Below are 13,667 nucleotides of genomic sequence, written 5' to 3'. Positions count from 1 at the left end.
TTACAGCCTGCGCAGCCTGGGGTCCAACGCGTCCCGTAGTCCGTCGCCTAGGAGGTTAAAACCCAGCACCATCAGCACGATGGCGCACCCCGGTACCAGCGAGCCCCAGGGCGAGAGGGAGAGAAAAGCCCGGCCTTCCGAGACCATGGAGCCCAAGGCCGGGAAGGGCGGTTGGACGCCAAGCCCTAGGAAGGAGAGAGCGGCCTCAGCCAGCACAGCATAGGCGAAGCGTAGGGTGGCCTCCACAATCAGAGGGGCTGCCGCATTGGGGAGGATGGTGCGGAGGATGATGCGGGTGTGGCTGGCCCCCATGGCCTGGGCGGCCTCCACGTAGGGCTCCTCCCGCACCATGAGGGCCGCGGCCCGGGCCACCCGGATAAAGGGCCCCACAAACACCACCGAGATGGCCAAGACCAGGTTGGTGAAGCCACCCCCCAGGAAGGCCAGAAAGGCGATGGCCAGGAGGATGGCGGGGTAGGCGATAAGGATGTCGGCCAGGCGGGAGATGGTGAGGTCAAGCCAGCCCCGAAAATACCCGGCCAAGAGGCCCAGGGTTCCACCGACCAGAAGCCCGGCCAGTACCGAGACTGCTGCTACCGAGAGCGAGAAGCGGGCCCCGTAGAGCACCCTCGAGAACAAGTCGCGCCCGTACTGATCGGTGCCCAGCCAGTGCTCTGGGGAGGGGCCTGAGAGCCGGTTTGACCCCCCAAACCGGAGGGGGTCCCAGGGGGCGATCAGGGGGGCCAGCAGCGCCCCTAAGACCACAATCAAGGTGATGAGGCCACCGATGAGGGCCGAGCGGTTGCGCAGAAGGGCTTTGAGAAGAGGGGGCCAAAGGGTAGGTGCAGAAGGGCTCATGGCAGCAGGTGTCCTCACTAGGGGGTTACTCGTAGCGAATCCTGGGGTCTATGAGCGAGTAGAGGAGGTCCACAAGGAGATTGACCAGCACCGCTGCTGCTGCCACGAAAAGCACCGTGCCTTGCACCACCGGGTAGTCGCGCAGGTTGATGCCCTCGAGGGCAAAGCGCCCCACCCCCGGTAGGCTGAAGACCTGCTCAATGATGACTGCCCCACCCAGCAGTGAGCCGAACTGGATGCCGATGACGGTGACCACCGGAATCAGAGCGTTGCGCAGGGCGTGGCGGAAGATCACCACCCGCTCCGAGAGCCCCTTGGCCCGGGCAGTGCGGATGTAATCGCGCGAGAGCACCTCGAGCATCGAGCTGCGCAGAATGCGGGTGACGGCTCCGGCCAGAATCAGGCCCAGCGAGAGGGCCGGCAGAACCATATGCCGGAGGTTTTGAGCGGGGTTTTCGGCCAGGGGTACGAAACCTGCCGGGGGCAGCCAGCCCAGCCCCAGGGCGAAGAGTAGGATGAGCAGCAAGGCCAGGAAGAATCCTGGCACCGATAGACCCAGGATGGCCAAGAACGAGGCGAGGTAGTCCACAAAGCCCCCCCGCCGGAGGGCTGCCAGCACCCCCAGCGGTACCGCAATCAGGAGAGCGGTGAAGAGGCCCATAAGGGTGAGCTGCAGCGTGACCGGAAAGCGCAGAGCCAGGTCTTGGGCCACCTCGCGCCCGGTGCGCAGGCTGCTGCCAAAATCGCCCTGCAAGACAGCCCCCAGCCACTGCCCGAACTGCACGTGCAGGGGCAGGTCGAGCCCGAACAGGCGCCGCAGCTCGGCCATGCGCTCAGGGGAAACGTTGGCCTCGAGGCCCACCAGGCTCGTGACCACATCCCCCGGCACGGCCCGCATGAGCAGGAAGGTGATGAGGGCTACCCCGAGCAAGGTGGGAATAGCTGCGAGAAGGCGTTGGAGAATGTAGCCAGCCATGGCGAGGTAGCCCGAGTATATCGCTTGCGGGCGGCCTCCTCCGAGGGGGGTGGGGGGTGTGTGGCTTTGGGCGGGTTCCGCGGCGATGTGGCTGGACATTTCCACGGCCAGGCTGGCCTCGGCGCAGGGGTCGGTTTTGGGCACCAGGGCAAAGGCGAGGGGCTTTAGAGCCCCGCTTGGGTCCTGAAAGTAGGCCGCTTGCTGGAGTATGACCCCGAGTAACGGGCTGGCAAGTTGGGTCACTCCAAAGCCTGGAGTATGTGCGCCAACCCTCCCTTGAAGCCGGGCGGGGGCATAGAATAAGGCCGGTATGGTGGTCCCCTACGTCATAGAGCAGACCGCCCGCGGTGAGCGGGTGTACGACATCTACAGCCGCCTTCTAAAGGACCGCATCATCTTTCTGGGAAGCCCCATTGATGCCCAGGTGGCCAACACTGTGGTGGCCCAGATTCTCTTCCTAGCAGCGCAAAACCCCAACCAGGAGATTCGCATGTACATCAACTGCCCGGGGGGGGATGTGGACGCTGGGCTGGCCATTTACGACACCATGCAGTTTGTGGTTCCACCGGTATCCACCATTTGTGTGGGGCTGGCGGCCTCCATGGGGGCGGTTTTGCTGGCTGCGGGGGCCCCGGGAAAACGCTACGCCTTGCCGCACTCGCGGGTCATGATCCACCAACCCTGGGCCCGCGGGCTGGGTGGCCAGGCCACCGACATCGCCATCCAGGCCGAGCAAATCCTGAAGACCCGCAAGGTGCTCAACGAGATTCTGGCCCGCCATACCCACCAGCCCTTGGAGAAGGTGGAGCGGGATACCGAACGCGATTACTACCTTTCCGCCGAGGAGGCGGCCCAGTACGGTATCGTAGACCAGGTGGTGAGCCGTGAAGCGCAGTAAGCCCGTTTGCAGCTTTTGTGGCCGCAGGTACCCTGAGGTGGCCCATCTGGTGGAGTCCCCAATGGGGGAGGCCTACATCTGCGACGAGTGCGTGGAGCGGGCCCACTCCTTGCTCAAGGCTGAGTCCAAATCCACCTACAAAGGCCCCCGCCACCTGCCCAAGCCGGCCGAGATAAAAGCTTTCCTAGACCAGTATGTGGTGGGCCAGGAGCTGGCTAAGAGGACCCTTTCGGTCGCGGTCTACAACCACTACAAGCGCCTTTTGCACCCCGAGGCAGAGGTGCAGAAGTCCAACGTGCTCCTCATAGGCCCTACCGGCACCGGGAAGACCCTACTGGCCGAGACCCTGGCCCGGATGCTGGATGTGCCCTTCGCCATTGCCGACGCAACCACCCTGACAGAGGCCGGCTATGTGGGGGAAGACGTGGAAAACGTCATTCTGCGCCTGTTGCAGGCCGCTGACTTTGATGTGCAGGCTGCGGAGAAGGGGATCATCTACATTGACGAGATTGACAAGATAGCCCGCAAGTCGGAGAACCCCAGTCTCACCCGGGATGTTTCCGGGGAAGGGGTGCAGCAGGCCCTTCTGAAGATCGTGGAGGGCACCATCGCCAACGTGCCCCCCCAGGGGGGGCGCAAGCACCCCCACCAGGAGTTCATCCAGGTCAACACCCGGAACATCCTCTTCATCCTAGGGGGGGCTTTTGAGGGCCTGGAGCGCATCGTGCTCTCGCGGGTGGACCAGCACCCCATTGGGTTTACCCGCCCCAAAAAGACCGAGGAGAAGCCTGAGGTTATCCCTGAAGACCTGGTGCGCTTTGGGCTTATCCCAGAGTTCGTGGGCCGGATGCCGGTAATCGTGCAGCTCGAGCCTCTAGACGAGGAGGCCCTGGTGCGTATCCTGACCGAGCCTAAAAATGCCCTGGTGCGCCAGTATCAGGAGCTTTTGCGCATGGAAGGGGTGGAGCTGCACTTTACCCCGGCGGCCCTGCGGGAGATTGCCCGGCGGGCCCTAAAGCGTGGAACCGGGGCCCGGGGGTTGCGATCCATCATTGAGAGGGCCATGGTGGACCTGATGTTTGAGCTTCCTGGTTCGGGTGTGAGGGAGCTGATCTTTGACCTGCCACACCTGGACAGGCCCTTGGCGGCCCTGGAGGACGCTCGGTTGCGCCAGGCCTCCTGAGCTACTCCCGCACTAAGGAGGGCCGCCGACGGTGGGCTTCCTCCAGGTGGGCCTTGAACTGCTCAAAGGTGACCTTTAGGAGCTTGTTGGGCTCTCCAAAGACCATCGCGTACAGGTCGGCGATCTTGTCCAGAACTCGGCTGTGGTAATGGGGTTTGCCCTCTACCAGAACCTCCATGTGGGTTGAGCCATCGGGCCGCTCGCTAAGCCGGATGTGGCCGTGTAGCTCGAGGTTGTGGGCCTCCCCGGGGATGCTGGCGAAGGCCAGGTACTCCGGAGGCTGCCGCACGGTGGCCTCAGCTGCCCAGACCAGGTCCACTGGGGGCTGACCGTGGGCCACGAAGCGCCAACCCTTTTCCAGCCGCTCTACCTTGCGGATGGCCTTGGCCCAGGAAGGCCAGCTTGAAAAGTCTTGGAAAGCCGCCCAGACCGCTTCTCTTGGGGCTTGGATGTTGAGCTCGAGCTCCTCCCTGAACATGCGACCTCCCCAAAGACCCACAGCGCGCCGCAAAGGCACAGAGAAAGGCAGCTTGACGGTACGCTGATTTTGCCATAGGGGTATAGGCTTTGGTTGAAGCCTGAATTACACTGGGTGGGATGAAGACGGTGCACGTTATCGGGGCGGGCCTGGCCGGGTCTGAGGCGGCTTATACCCTGGCCCGGTTGGGCCTGGAGGTGCGGCTTTACGAGATGCGGCCTTCGCGCATGACGCCGGCCCACCGCACCGGGGAGTTTGCCGAGCTGGTCTGCTCCAACAGCCTGGGCGGGGAAGGGGAGACCAACGCCAAGGGGCTTTTGCAGGCTGAGATGCGCTCGGCGGGTTCCCTCGTCTTGTGGGCCGCAGACCGGCACCGGGTGCCCGCGGGTGGGGCGCTGGCAGTAGAACGGGAGGAGTTTTCCTCCGAGATCACCCAGGCCCTGGAGCGGCACCCCAAGGTAAAGGTATTGCGCCAGGAGGTGGTTGCCCTGCCCGAGGAGGGGGTGGTGGTCCTGGCCACCGGCCCCCTCACCGCAGAGGCCCTGGCCCAGCGCCTACAGGAGCTATTGGGGCCGCACTTCCTGAGCTTCTACGACGCCGCAGCCCCGGTGGTCTTGGGGGAGAGCATCAACCACGAGGTGGTCTACCGGGCAGGCCGCTATGGGCAGAGCGCCGACTACCTGAACTGCCCGCTGACCGAGGAGGAGTACCGCCGCTTCTATGAGGTGCTCACCCAGGCTCGCCGGCACACCCCCCACGACTGGGAGCGGCTGGAGTTCTTTGAGGGCTGCATGCCCATAGAGGAGCTGGCCCGGCGGGGCTACGATACCCCCCGTTTTGGCCCCATGAAGCCGGTAGGCCTACCCGACCCCCGCACCGGAAAGGAGCCCTACGCGGTGGTCCAGCTTCGAGCGGAAGACCCTCAGGGGCGGATGTGGAGCCTGGTGGGCTTCCAGACCGGGCTCAAGTGGGGGGACCAAAAGCTGGTGGTGCAGAGTATACCGGGTTTGGAAAAGGCCGAGATCGTGCGCTATGGGGTGATGCACCGAAATACCTACCTCTGCGCCCCGCGCCTTGTGGCGCCCACCCTGCAGTTCCGCCAGCATCCGCGCCTATTGGTGGCCGGGGTGCTGGTGGGGGTGGAGGGGTATTTGGAGTCTGCCGCCACCGGCTTCCTAGCTGGACTCAACGCTGCCCGGCTGGCCTTGGGCCTTTCCCCCACGGTGCCCCCAGAGGAGAGCATGCTGGGGGGGCTGGTGCGCTACTTGGCCCACGCCAACCCCGAAAACTTCCAGCCCATGAACGCCAACTGGGGCCTGGTGCCCCCTTTGGAGGGTGGGAAAAAAGCCGAGCGGCGGGCCCGGATGTACCGGCGGGGCTTGGAGGCCTTTAGGGTCTGGCTGGAGGGGGCCCTAGCCCCCTTTGAGGCCTTCGTGGGCTAGTGGCTCCGCCCCAGCTCCACCTCAACCGTGGCCCGCACGAGGGCCTCGCCCAGGGGGTGTTCGGCCAGGGCCAGTGGGCCACCGGCCTGGTAGACTCCGCTTCTTCCCTCAAAGTGAAGCTCGTAGAGGTCGCCGTTGAGCATGGGGTTGAGCCCGTAGCGCAGGTTCTCCCGGTCTAGGAGCTTCCCCGCCAGGCCCTCGCGCAGCCAGATCTCTCCTTCTAACTGGCTGGGGTCACCGCTCCAGGGGCCTTCCCAACGGGCCGGATTGGCGGAGGGCTGCACCACCAGCCAGGCTCCGGCGGCGTCGGCCTGCTCGACCAGGTCTTCGTGGAAGGCGTCCAGGCAGATGAGGACAGCTATACGGCCTAGGCTGGTTTCCAGAACCTGCCGCCCGGGAGGGCCTGGGCTCAGGAAGGCCCTTCGTTCGTGGGGGGTGAGGCGCATCTTGGGGATTCTGCCCAGCAAGCGGCCTTTGGGGGAGAAGAAGAGTGAGAGGTTGTAGGCTTGGGGGCCCTGGGGGTGCAGCCCCCGAGCCGGTTCAAAGTCCATCAGGGGGCTGAACAGGCTGCCCGCCACGATGTAGGTCTGGAAGGCCCGGGCCGCTTCGGCGAAGGCCTGTTGGTAAATTGGCCAGACCCGTGGTGCCCGCAGGTGGTAGAAAACCGCTGGGCATAGCCCGCCGAGCCTCAGGGCGGTGGACCAGTTGGCCCGCAGCAGCCTGAGTACGGCCTGAAGGGTGGTGGGGGCCTGCTGGACCTCGAGGGGGGTTTCCAGCCAGAACAGCAGCGGCAGGCCGAAGGCCTCGGGGAAGGCCACCAACCGGGCCTCGCCCTCGGGGAGGCCTTGGGTGGCCCGCTGGGTAAGCTCCATGACGTATTTTTGGAAAGCCTCGGGCTGGGTGTAGGGTTCCCGCCGCAGGGTTGCTTGCACCGCCACCAGGTGTACCCGCATGTCCCTACCATACCGTGAGCGGTATCCTGGTGTCCTCCCTGGGGGTAGCCTAGACTGAAGGGCGATGCGGAGCCGGGTTTGGTGGGCGGTTTTCGTGGGGCTCTTGGTTGCGCTGGTCTTGCTGCGCCCGGGAAGCCCCCCCCAGGAAGTCCTACCTTCGGCTTGGGTTCAGAACCGCGAAGGGCAAAAGGTTGAGTTGCGGGCGTTTTTGGGCAAGCCGGTGGTGCTCAACGCCTGGGCCACCTGGTGCGCACCGTGCCGGCGGGAGATGCCTTTGCTGTTGCGGGCTGCCCAAGCCCATCCGCAGCTTAACTTCGTCTTCCTCAACGTCAGCGATGGCCTGGTGGCAGTGGAGGCCTTTGAGGCCGAGCTGGGGATTCGGATTCCCAACCTGCTTTTGGACCCCCAGGCCCTCCTGAGCGAACCCCTGCGCCTGCAGGGCCTACCGGTGACGCTTTTTTACAACGCCCAGGGGCGCTTGATGCGGCGGCATGTCGGTGAGGTAAGGGAGGCGGAGCTGGCCTCGCTGCTCGAGGGGTTTTAGAGGCTGCACTCCGTGCAGCGCCCGTAGAGCACGATTTCATGCCGATCGGCTTGGAAGCCGTTGGGGAGCATAAAGGAGAAGTCGCCGGGACAGCCTTCCAGCTCAAACACCTTGCCGCAGCGGGTGCAGTGGAAGTGGTGGTGGTGCTTCTTCCCAGATAGCTCGTAGCGCGGGGCCTGCCCGGGAAGTTCAACCGTCACGGCGCTGCCCTCCTCCACCAGCCCCTTGAGCGTGCGGTAGACCGTGGCGATGCCTAGGCTGGGCACCTTGCGGCGGGCCGCCTCGAGGACCTCTGCCGGGGAGAGGGGCCGGTCTAGCTCTGCCATCACCTCACGGATGGCCTGCCGCTGCCGGGTGGAGCGTTCCATGTTTTCAGGATAGCAGAGCCGGCCTTGATCAAATGAAAATGATTTATCATTATGTTCGAGGAAAAACAACGGCCTTCGCTTAGCGGATTTTCCAGAGGGGAGGATGCGGGTCTTTAAGGCTTCTCTTCCTGGGGAGCGATGCGGTACCGGCAGCATTTGCCCCCGGCGGCAATGCGCTCCTCACGGAGGATAGGGGCACCCAGCAGCTTTTGGTACATCAAAAGCTCCGCCTCGCAGAGTTCGGCGTGCTCTAAAGAGAGGGCCAGCTTGGGGCAGCGGCCCTGCTCTAGGTACCAAGCTCCGTTTTCGTGGTAGAAGTGCGCTTGGTAGCCGCGCTCGGTGAGAAACTCAGCCAGGCGGTAGATTTTCTGCTCCAAGCTCAGCCCCTCTAGGTGTGGGGCCAGCTCCTGGAGGAGCTTTTCGTTGCGCTGGGACAACACCTCCAGCACCACCCCAGCCCCGAAGAGTTCCTTTATGTGGGTGAGCACATCGGCGCACATACGGGCGTAGGGGGCCTGTTCGTCCACCGCCTCGTAGACTTGTTTGGGGCGGCCCCGGCCCTCGGGTTTTTCAATTCGCGCCCGCACCAGCCCTTCGCGCTCCAGGTCCTCTAGGTGCCGGTGCACCGCTACTCGGGAGATGCCCAGGGACTCGGCCAGCGAACCCGCGCAGCTCGAGCGGGTCCTAAGGGTCTCGAGGATGCGCAGCTTGGTTTCACCAAGACCAAAGGCCATACGTTCCTTAGGCCATGGGCAGAAGCATCTGGGTCTGCACCGAGAGGCGCCCAGCCAGGTTGCGGGCGACCTGGCGGAAGGCCTCGGCCTCGGCGGAGCTGGGCTGGCCCGCCACCACCGGAATCCCTCCGTCCCCTGCCTCCCGTACCGAGGGGGCCAGCGGTATCTCCCCTAGGAAGGCGGTCTTGTGCCGCTCGGCCATCCGGCGGCCCCCGCCCTGCCCGAAGATGTAGGTTCTCTGGCCGTTTTGCTCGAAAAAGGACATGTTCTCCACGATCCCAAGTACCTCTACTTGTGTTCGCCGGAACATGTCCAAGGCCCGTTCGGCGTCTATGCAGGCCACCTCCTGGGGGGTGGTGACGATGACCCCCCCCGAAAGCCGGGTAAGCTGGGACAAGGAGAGCTGCACATCCCCGGTGCCGGGGGGTAGGTCCACCACCAGGTAGTCCAGCTCCCCCCAAGCCACCTCTTGCAAGAACTGACGAATGGCCCCGTGCAGGATGGGCCCCCGCCAGACCATGGCCTGCCCTGGGGGGACGATGTTGGCCATGCTGACGAGCTTCACGCCGTGGCGCTCGAGGGGCACCATCCGCTTCTGCTCGTCTACTCTTAACTTCTCGCCCTGGAGGCCGAACATCTGGGCCTGGCTGGGGCCGTAAATGTCGGCGTCAAGGAGGCCCACCCGGGCGCCTTCCTGGGCCAGGGCCACCGCCAGGTTGGCCGCCACCGTGCTCTTGCCCACCCCGCCTTTACCCGAGGCCACCGCCACGATGTGCTTGATGCCGGGTAGGGGTGGGTTTTGCGGCCCGCGGACCTGGGCGCCGAAGTGCACCTCAATTTCGGTGGCCCCAAGGGGCTTTAGGGCGGAGCGCACATCCTCGGCGATGCGTTCTTTGAGGGGGCAGGCGGGGGTGGTTAGGTTGATGCGAATCGCCACCCGGTTGCCTTGCACGCTCACCTGCTCCACCATGCCCAGCGAAACCAGGTCTTTGTGCAGCTCGGGGTCTTGAACGGTTTTGAGGGCCTCCAGCACCAAGGCCTCGGTAAGCGAACTCATCTCTTTTTCAAGTTACCCCCAAAAAAGCCTTTTTGAAGGAGGTTAGGCTCACATTGGCAGAAAGGCCACGTTCGGCTTTGTCAATCCGCTGGATGGTGGAGCCCCCTCGGCCCTCGGTGGGGCTTTCCCGCTTTTTAGGTTATGTTCATACAGCACAGCCCCTGGTGAGCGGGTCTTCTATGCTTTAGCTATGGCGGTGGAAACCTTGCGGGACGAGGACCTTAGGCTGATGGAGCTTCTAAAGCGTATGAGGGAGGAGCTCGAGCAGCCCATTCCCCACCTAGAGGCCCTGCGGTCGGACTTAGGGAAGGCTCTTGAGCTGCTTCAAGTCCGCAACGAGGCCCTTTTGCGGGCCCGCGGTGCTTCGTTGCAAGCCGACCCCCTGACCGGGCTTTTGAACAGAGGGGCTTTTGAAGAAGCTTTGGCCCAGGTCCATCAGAGCGGTGAGGTGTTCAGCTTGGTCTGGGTGGAACTGGACAGCCTGCCGGGGGTGGCCCAGCGGTTGGGCCCGCAGGTCGCTGAGGAGGCCCTGCGCCGGGTTGGCCAGCTCGTACGCAGGGCCCTGCGGGCTTCGGACGCCGCGGCCCGGGTGGGGGAGGGTGAGCTGGCGTTGATTCTACGGGGCATAAGCGGCGACCGAGCCTTTGGGGTGTGTGAGCGGCTCCGGGTCGCAGTGCTCAAGTACCCCTGGCAGACCCTGCACCCCGATCTTCGGCTGACCTTGAGCCTGGGCTTGGCCAGCCGCGAGGACGAGCCCTCTTCTGAAGCGGTGGCTGAGCGGGCCCGGCGCTTTTTAGCGGAAGCGGTTGCCTCGGGAGGCAACCAGACCTTCCCTGGGTTTTACTACTAAGGAGAAACCGTGCAAAACCGCGTGCCTGGGTTTTTCAGGGGCAAGGGGGCTTTTTCCCTCCGGCACCGCTTGGCGCTTCTCGCAGCGCTTTTCTTCCTGGGCTGGCTGGTGGTGGAGGTGGCTGTGAGTTCCTAAGAGGGTTTGCCTCTAGGGCCAGCTCGAGGGGCGAGGTTTCCGGTCCTCAGAAGACCCGGCCCCCCAGCGGCACCTCCCGCTCAGCCGAGAGCAGCACCACCCGACCGGCCTCGTCCGGCAGGCCCAGCACCAGCACCTCGGACCGGAACCCGGCGATGTTGCGCTCCCCCAGGTTGGTCGCGCAGATAACCAGCCGCCCCACCAGGTCCTGGGGGGTGTAGAGGTCGGTGATTTGGGCGCTGCTTTGCTTCACGCCCAGGGGGCCGAGGTCTATCCAAAGGCAGTAGGAGGGCTTGCGGGCTTTTAGGTGTAGCTCGGCTTTTTGAATGCGGCCGACGCGCAGCTCGAGCAGCTGGAAGGCCTCGTAGGGCGTCATGAGGAGAGTCTTTCCTTTTGGCTGCCTTCCGTCAATCCCCGTGGGCTTCGTATACTCTAGGTTGTGCAACGCCTGCTCGACCAAGCGGCCCTCCTAATCCGCAAAGCGCGCGAGCTGCCCCCACAGGAGGCGGTGGCCTCCCTCAAGGAGGCAGTGGGCCTGCTGGAGGCGGTGCGCCCTTCCAAGGAGCGCGACGGGATGATGGCCTTGGCCTACTTGCGCCTGGCCCAGCTCGAGGGCCAGCGGGGCCGCCGACAGGAGGCCGAGCGGGCCTTTATGCTGGGCTATAGCTATGCCCGTACCTCGCGGGAGGAGCGGGTGCGCCGCTTGGCCGAGCGGTTGGGCCAGGAGCTCGCGGGTGTAACCCCGGGATAAATGTCCCGAGGAAGGATTGGGTATTTTGGGGTCGCCGCGGGATGCTGCGGTGCTGAGGGGAAGCGCACACGATGGGAGAGTTGCTTGGAGATATCGCTGCTGCCTTGATCGGCCTCTCAGGCTTGGCGGTGGTGGTGGGGGTCATCCTCATCCGCCGCGGCGACCGGGTCTGGCACCCCCGGGTCATGCTGATGGCGACCGTGCTGGCGGCGCTCTTTTTGGTCTTCTATCTGCTCAAGTGGGGCTTATACGGCACCACCCGCTACGCGGGTCCGGAGGAGTGGCGCGTGGCCTACTACGCCTTGCTCATCAGCCACACTGTGCTGGCCGCACTCAACGGCCCTTTGGTGATTTGGCTCCTGTACAACGCCTTCAAGCAACGCTTCGCGGTGCACAAGGCCTGGGCCCGCTGGACGGTGCCGGTCTGGCTGTATGTGGCGGTAACGGGCTGGGTGATTGACCTGGTGCTGAAGCGCTACGGGGAGGCAGCCGGGGGCATCGGTTTTTGAAGGGGCTCACCCAAAAGGCCCGCCCCTCAGGGGCGGGCACGGGGTCTTGTTCGGACCTACCGCTTGGACAGGGGTATGTAGGGCAGGTCTAGCTTACCAGTGTAGTGGGAGTCGGGCCGCAGCAGCCGATTGTCGGTTTTGGTGTACTCCAGAATGTGGGCGCACCAGCCAGAGATGCGGGCCACGGCGAAGATGGGGGTGAAGAACTCGAGGGAGTACCCTAGGTCGGAGTAGACCACCCCGGAGTAGAAGTCCACGTTGGGGTAGATGCCCTTGGGGTTGTAGATGGCCCCGGCCTGCCGCTCGAGCTCCTTCAGGATGGCGTACTCCTTGCTGTGCCCGTGCTTGGCCGCGACCAGGGCAGCGTACTTGTCTAGCACCCCGGCCCTGGGGTCGTAGGACTTGTAGACCCGGTGGCCCATTCCCATGACCCGGCCTTTTTTGGCCTGCAGTTCGGCCAGCCAGCTCGAGACGTTCTCGGGGGCCCCAATCTCGGCGATCATCTTCATCACCGCTTCGTTGGCTCCGCCGTGGCGCGGCCCCTTGAGGGCGCCCACTGCGGCCACAATGGCGCTGTAGATGTCGGTCTGGGTGGAGTAGGTGGCGATGGCGGTGAAGGTGGAAGCGTTGAAGCCGTGTTCGGCTTGCAGGATCAGGGCCACGTCCATCAGCTTGGTCTCTTCCTTGCTGGGTACCCGGCCGTTGGACATGTAGAGGAAGTTGGCCGCGTGGGAGAGGCCCTTGCGCGGGGCTAGAATCTTCTGTCCTTCGCGGTGGCGCTTGGTGGCGGCCACGATGGTAGCGAACTTGGCGATGAGCGAGAGCGACTTCTCGTAGAGGGCCTCGGGCGATACGTCGGCCTCGGTCTCGTCCACCATTCCCAGCTCGCTCACCGCGGTGCGCAGCATGGACATGGGGTGGGCGTTCCTGGGGAACTGCTTGATTTGCTTGATAACCGAAGGCGGCAGGGCCCGCAGGGAGGCCAGCTTGGCGCTGAAGGCCTTCAGCTCGGCTTTGCTGGGTAGTCGCCCGTGCAGCAGTAGGTAGGTGACCTCTTCAAAGGTGGAGTGTTCGGCCAGGTCTTGAATTTTGTAGCCCGCGTAGTAGAGCCTCCCCTGCTCCCCGTCAATGAAGCACAGGCTACTCTCGGTGAAGATGACGTCTTCCAGTCCCCTCGCGATTGCTGTTGTCGCTGCCATAGATCCCTCTTTACTACACCCTGTATCGGTGTAGTCTAATGCGATTTTTACACCGAAACCCCGCAGAGAAGTTCGTAGTCTTGCAGTGTAGTTACACTCGGGTTTTCGCCGCATACCGGGCAGTCGGCCTTGCGGGCCAGCCGCAGGATGCGGAACCGGGGTTCCAGGGCCTCGTAGAGCAGCAGCTTTCCCGAAAGAAGGGTCCCCAGGCCCAGCAGTATCTTGATGGCTTCAGCGGCCATCAGGCTTCCGACCACCCCGGGCAACACCCCGAAGACCCCCGCCTCGGCACAGGAGGGCACGGTACCGGCTGGGGGAGGGCTGGGGAACAAGCAGCGGTAGCAGGGGCCACCTTGGTGGTGGAAGACCGAGAGCTGCCCTTCAAACTGATGGATGGCCCCGTAGACCAGGGGTTTGTCCAGGAGCACGCAGGCGTCGTTGACCAGGTAGCGGGTGGGGAAGTTGTCGCTGCAGTCAACGACCAAAGGGTAAGGCTCGAGGATTTCCAGGGCGTTTGCCGCGCTGAGCTTGGTCGGGTAGACCTCCACCTTTACATGGGGGTTCAGGCTTTGCAGGCGGGCTTTGGCCGCCTCGGCCTTGAGCGTGCCGATGGAAGGGGTGTCAAACAGGACCTGGCGCTGCAGGTTGGAGAGGTCAACCCGGTCCATCTCCACAATTCCCAGCCGGCCCACCCCAGCGGCGGCCAGGTACAGCAGCACCGGAGCCCCCAGC

The 13,667-nt window shown here is 64.3% G+C and carries 18 protein-coding genes; 8 read left to right on the top strand and 10 right to left on the bottom strand.

Features of this window, described 5'->3' with window-relative positions:
• Both Mlute_RS04890 and nikB read right to left on the bottom strand, forming a co-directional pair.
• A complete protein-coding gene (locus Mlute_RS04890) occupies positions 1-858 on the bottom strand; it encodes an ABC transporter permease (RefSeq protein ID WP_119359628.1) in 858 nt (285 codons plus the stop codon).
• A gap of 25 nt (positions 859-883) precedes the next feature.
• Positions 884-1,834 carry a nickel ABC transporter permease gene (nikB, locus tag Mlute_RS04885; RefSeq protein WP_119359644.1) on the bottom strand — a complete coding sequence of 317 codons (951 nt, stop codon included), beginning with the start codon at positions 1,832-1,834 and terminating at the stop codon, positions 884-886.
• A 310-nt stretch (positions 1,835-2,144) separates the two neighbouring features.
• Between nikB and Mlute_RS04880 the strand changes: the two genes are divergently transcribed.
• Both Mlute_RS04880 and clpX read left to right on the top strand, forming a co-directional pair.
• Entirely contained in the window at positions 2,145-2,732 is a 588-nt protein-coding gene (locus tag Mlute_RS04880; RefSeq protein WP_119359627.1) for an ATP-dependent Clp protease proteolytic subunit, read from the top strand.
• Entirely contained in the window at positions 2,719-3,915 is a 1,197-nt protein-coding gene (gene clpX, locus Mlute_RS04875) for an ATP-dependent Clp protease ATP-binding subunit ClpX (protein WP_119359626.1), read from the top strand. Before Mlute_RS04880 ends, clpX begins: the two co-directional genes overlap by 14 nt.
• Before the next feature lies 1 nt (position 3,916).
• Here the strand turns inward: clpX and Mlute_RS04870 are convergent, their stop codons facing one another.
• Positions 3,917-4,393, bottom strand: a complete 477-nt coding sequence (locus tag Mlute_RS04870) for an SRPBCC family protein (RefSeq protein WP_119359625.1) — start codon at positions 4,391-4,393, stop codon at positions 3,917-3,919.
• Between the two features lie 119 nt (positions 4,394-4,512).
• Between Mlute_RS04870 and trmFO the strand changes: the two genes are divergently transcribed.
• Positions 4,513-5,835, top strand: coding sequence for a methylenetetrahydrofolate--tRNA-(uracil(54)-C(5))-methyltransferase (FADH(2)-oxidizing) TrmFO (gene trmFO / locus Mlute_RS04865; RefSeq protein ID WP_119359624.1), 1,323 nt, complete (start codon positions 4,513-4,515; stop codon positions 5,833-5,835).
• On the opposite strand, the gene Mlute_RS04860 is transcribed toward trmFO, so the two are convergent.
• Complete coding sequence (locus tag Mlute_RS04860) at positions 5,832-6,788, bottom strand: nitrilase-related carbon-nitrogen hydrolase (RefSeq protein ID WP_119359623.1); 957 nt, start codon at positions 6,786-6,788, stop codon at positions 5,832-5,834. The genes trmFO and Mlute_RS04860 overlap by 4 nt on opposite strands.
• A gap of 64 nt (positions 6,789-6,852) precedes the next feature.
• Between Mlute_RS04860 and Mlute_RS04855 the strand changes: the two genes are divergently transcribed.
• Positions 6,853-7,332: a TlpA family protein disulfide reductase gene (locus Mlute_RS04855; RefSeq protein ID WP_119359622.1), complete on the top strand. Its 480-nt coding sequence runs from the start codon at positions 6,853-6,855 to the stop codon at positions 7,330-7,332.
• Here the strand turns inward: Mlute_RS04855 and Mlute_RS04850 are convergent.
• The 3 genes from Mlute_RS04850 to Mlute_RS04840 all read right to left on the bottom strand — a co-directional run bounded on the left by Mlute_RS04850 (position 7,329) and on the right by Mlute_RS04840 (position 9,491).
• On the bottom strand, positions 7,329-7,700 hold the full coding sequence (locus Mlute_RS04850; RefSeq protein ID WP_119359621.1) for a Fur family transcriptional regulator: 372 nt from the start codon (positions 7,698-7,700) through the stop codon (positions 7,329-7,331). The genes Mlute_RS04855 and Mlute_RS04850 overlap by 4 nt on opposite strands.
• 113 nt (positions 7,701-7,813) lie before the next feature.
• Positions 7,814-8,434, bottom strand: a complete 621-nt coding sequence (locus tag Mlute_RS04845) for a helix-turn-helix transcriptional regulator (RefSeq protein WP_119359620.1) — start codon at positions 8,432-8,434, stop codon at positions 7,814-7,816.
• Positions 8,435-8,441: 7 nt separating this feature from the next.
• Positions 8,442-9,491: an Mrp/NBP35 family ATP-binding protein gene (locus tag Mlute_RS04840; protein ID WP_119359619.1), complete on the bottom strand. Its 1,050-nt coding sequence runs from the start codon at positions 9,489-9,491 to the stop codon at positions 8,442-8,444.
• Positions 9,492-9,681: 190 nt separating this feature from the next.
• On the opposite strand from Mlute_RS04840, the gene Mlute_RS04835 reads away from it, so the two are divergent.
• Together Mlute_RS04835 and Mlute_RS16430 are read left to right on the top strand one after the other, a co-directional pair.
• Positions 9,682-10,341 carry a GGDEF domain-containing protein gene (locus Mlute_RS04835; protein ID WP_119359618.1) on the top strand — a complete coding sequence of 220 codons (660 nt, stop codon included), beginning with the start codon at positions 9,682-9,684 and terminating at the stop codon, positions 10,339-10,341.
• A gap of 9 nt (positions 10,342-10,350) precedes the next feature.
• Positions 10,351-10,476 (top strand): hypothetical protein, encoded by a 126-nt coding sequence (locus tag Mlute_RS16430; protein ID WP_281270832.1) that lies wholly within the window; start codon positions 10,351-10,353, stop codon positions 10,474-10,476.
• A 46-nt stretch (positions 10,477-10,522) separates the two neighbouring features.
• Here the strand turns inward: Mlute_RS16430 and Mlute_RS04830 are convergent, their stop codons facing one another.
• On the bottom strand, positions 10,523-10,852 hold the full coding sequence (locus Mlute_RS04830; RefSeq protein WP_119359617.1) for a tRNA-binding protein: 330 nt from the start codon (positions 10,850-10,852) through the stop codon (positions 10,523-10,525).
• 63 nt (positions 10,853-10,915) lie between these two features.
• Between Mlute_RS04830 and Mlute_RS04825 the strand changes: the two genes are divergently transcribed.
• Positions 10,916-11,227 carry a hypothetical protein gene (locus Mlute_RS04825; RefSeq protein WP_119359616.1) on the top strand — a complete coding sequence of 104 codons (312 nt, stop codon included), beginning with the start codon at positions 10,916-10,918 and terminating at the stop codon, positions 11,225-11,227.
• 71 nt (positions 11,228-11,298) lie between these two features.
• Positions 11,299-11,736: a DUF420 domain-containing protein gene (locus Mlute_RS04820; RefSeq protein WP_119359615.1), complete on the top strand. Its 438-nt coding sequence runs from the start codon at positions 11,299-11,301 to the stop codon at positions 11,734-11,736.
• A gap of 56 nt (positions 11,737-11,792) precedes the next feature.
• On the opposite strand, the gene Mlute_RS04815 is transcribed toward Mlute_RS04820, so the two are convergent.
• Together Mlute_RS04815 and Mlute_RS04810 are read right to left on the bottom strand one after the other, a co-directional pair.
• Positions 11,793-12,935, bottom strand: coding sequence for a citrate synthase/methylcitrate synthase (locus tag Mlute_RS04815; RefSeq protein ID WP_119359614.1), 1,143 nt, complete (start codon positions 12,933-12,935; stop codon positions 11,793-11,795).
• 47 nt (positions 12,936-12,982) lie between these two features.
• Positions 12,983-13,667, bottom strand: a 685-nt coding sequence (locus Mlute_RS04810) for a HesA/MoeB/ThiF family protein (protein WP_119359613.1), incomplete at its 5' end; no start/stop codon positions are given.

This window comes from Meiothermus luteus (assembly GCF_003574085.1).
GTDB classification, from domain to species: Bacteria; Deinococcota; Deinococci; order Deinococcales; family Thermaceae; genus Meiothermus; species Meiothermus luteus.
Note: the sequence above shows the minus strand (reverse complement) of the source record. Positions and strands in the feature narration are given on the sequence as shown.